This window comes from Algibacter amylolyticus (genome assembly GCF_014202225.1).
Classification (GTDB): Bacteria; Bacteroidota; Bacteroidia; order Flavobacteriales; family Flavobacteriaceae; genus Algibacter_B; species Algibacter_B amylolyticus.
In genome coordinates this window covers 1-2496 of record NZ_JACHGE010000019.1, presented here as the reverse complement: position 1 = coordinate 2496, position 2496 = coordinate 1, and the positions used below count along the sequence as shown (strand labels likewise).

At 38.4% G+C, this 2496-nt stretch carries 1 protein-coding gene; it reads right to left on the bottom strand.

From position 1 onward, the window contains the following. Window positions 1-2496: Ig-like domain-containing protein (locus HNQ90_RS17825; RefSeq protein WP_221279920.1), on the bottom strand; the 2496-nt coding region annotated here is incomplete at both ends.

Sequence of the window (2496 nt, the reverse complement as noted above, 5' to 3'; positions counted from 1 at the left end):
TATAATAATATCTTCACCTGGATCTGTGGTTCCTCCATCATTATTAGCAACTGGAAAACAATTACTTGAAATTGGATCACATGCATCGTTTGGATTACTTGTTGCTCCTGCTGGATCTTCTGGTGTGTTTGGATTATCTAATCCTGTTGTTTCTTCACAATCTGTAAGTCCATCACCATCTGCATCCGTTAAAGGGCTACTTGCGATTGGATCACATGCATCATTTGGATCTGTTGTTGTTCCTAAAGGATCAAGTGGTGTGCTTGGATCATCAATTCCTGTTGTTTCTTCACAGTCTGTTAAGCCATCATTATCTGTATCCATTGGGAATGGGCATGGAGAAAAAGTAATATCAACTTGACCTTCATCCTCTAGTCCATCTTCATCCTCTACAGTATATACAAAACTAATTGGTTGAATGCTATCTGTTGGCGGAGTCACATTTAATGTACCATCTGGTAATAAAGTTACTACACTTCCATCTGCTAAGGTTACCGGGTTACCATTACTGATTGGTGTACCATCAACTTCGGTGATTACTAAATTTGTGTTATCACCATCTGGATCAATATCACCATCTAAGGTGTCTACTGGAATAGGTGTATTTACTACTGCTTCCAAGACAGTGTCATCATCAGCTACTGGAGGTAATTGATCGAATGTAATATCTACTTGTCCTTCATCCTCTAGTCCGTCTTCATCTTCAACAGTATATACAAAACTAATTGGTTCTGTACTATCGGTTACTGGTGTAACACTTAATGTACCATCGGGTAATAAAGTGACTACACTTCCATCTGCTAAGGTTACTGGGTTACCATCACTGATTGGCGCACCATCAACTTCGGTGATTACTAAATTTACGTTATCGCCATCTGGATCATTATCACCATCTAAGGCGTCTACTAGAACTGCTGTGTTGATTGTTGCATTGGCAACTGTTTCATCATCAGCTACTGGTGGCTGATTTACTGTTACTATTACATTTCCTACATCTGTTAATCCGTCTTCATCTTCTAATGTATAATCTAAATCTACACTGGTTACTCCTGTTCCTGGTGTAATATCCAAAGTACCATCTGGTTTTAGAGTTACTACCGTTCCATCGGTTAAGGTTACTGGTGTGTTAACTGTTAATGAAATAGCTACTGTTGGTGCTACTGGATCAAAAACTTCGGTAATTACTAAGTTAGCATTATCTCCATCTGGATCGTTATCACCATCTAAAGCATTTATATTTACTAAGGTTCCTGGATTGGTAACTGCAGTGTCATCATCTGCTACTGGTGGCTGATTTACTGTTACTGCTACATTTCCTACATCTGTTAATCCATCTTCATCTTCTAATGTATAATCTAAATCTACACTGGTTACTCCTGTTCCTGGTGTAATATCCAAAGTACCATCTGGTTTTAGAGTTACTACCGTTCCATCGGTTAAGGTTACTGGTGTGTTAACTGTTAATGGAATAGCTACTGTTGGTGCTGCTGGATCAAAAACTTCAGTAATTACTAAGTTAGCATTATCTCCATCTGGATCGTTATCACCATCTAAAGCATTTATATTTACTAAGGTTCCTGGATCGGTAACTGCAGTGTCATCATCTGCTACTGGTGGCTGATTTACTGTTACTGCTACATTTCCTACATCTGTTAATCCATCTTCATCTTCTAATGTATAATCTAAATCTACACTGGTTACTCCTGTTCCTGGTGTAATATCCAAAGTACCGTTTGGTAATAATGTCACTACCGTTCCATCGATTAAGGTTACTGGTGTGTTAACTGTTAATGGAATAGCTACTGTTGGTGCTGCTGGATCAAAAACTTCGGTAATTACTAAGTTAGCATTATCTCCATCTGGATCGTTATCACCATCTAAAGCATTTATATTTACTAAGGTTCCCGGATTGGTAACTGCAGTGTCATCATCGGCTACTGGTGGCTGATTTACTGTTACTGCTACATTTCCTACATCTGTTAATCCGTCTTCATCTTCTAATGTATAATCTAAATCTACACTGGTTACTCCTGTTCCTGGTGTAATATCCAAAGTACCATCTGGTTTTAGAGTTACTACCGTTCCATCGGTTAAGGTTACTGGTGTGTTAACTGTTAATGAAATAGCTACTGTTGGTGCTACTGGATCAAAAACTTCGGTAATTACTAAGTTAGCATTATCTCCATCTGGATCGTTATCACCATCTAAAGCATTTACATTTACTAAGGTTCCTGGATCGGTAACTGCAGTGTCATCATCGGCTACTGGTGGTTGATTTACTGTTACTGTTACATTTCCTACATCTGTTAATCCATCTTCATCTTCTAATGTATAATCTAAATCTACACTGGTTACTCCTGTTCCTGGTGTAATATCCAAAGTACCATCTGGTTTTAGAGTTACTACCGTTCCATCGGTTAAGGTTACTGGTGTGTTAACTGTTAATGGAATAGCTACTGTTGGTGCTGCTGGATCAAAAACTTCGGTAATTACTAA